The 305-nt window shown below is 71.5% G+C and carries 1 protein-coding gene; it reads right to left on the bottom strand.

The features are described 5' to 3' along the window. Positions 1–12: 12 nt before the first annotated feature. Positions 13–305: hypothetical protein (locus tag UK12_RS42665; RefSeq protein WP_045307287.1), on the bottom strand; the 293-nt coding region annotated here is incomplete at its 5' end.

The raw sequence follows: 305 nt of genomic DNA, 5'->3' as shown, positions 1-305 counted from the left end.
GGCTGACCGTGGTCACGGCGCCACCACGGTGCGGGGGGAGCTGCTGACCGGCAGTCCGCCGTGGTGGCGGTGTTCGAGGATGGCGTTCAGGTTGTTCACCTCCACCGTGTCGCCGTCGTCGAGGACGGCGGTCATGGCGCCGCCGTAGTCGCCGATGTGGCGCGGCACCACGTCCAGCACGGGCGCGCCGGCCGAGGTGGCCAGGTCGCCGATCCCGGCGCCGACGGCCGGAATAGCGGTCTGGGCGAGCCGGCGCACGTAGCAGTGGGAGAATAGCTGGCTCTGGGCGATCTGCGCTTTGCTGT

It is taken from the genome of Saccharothrix sp. ST-888, assembly GCF_000955975.1.
Taxonomy (GTDB): Bacteria; Actinomycetota; Actinomycetes; order Streptomycetales; family Streptomycetaceae; genus Kitasatospora.
Note: the sequence above shows the minus strand (reverse complement) of the source record. Positions and strands in the feature narration are given on the sequence as shown.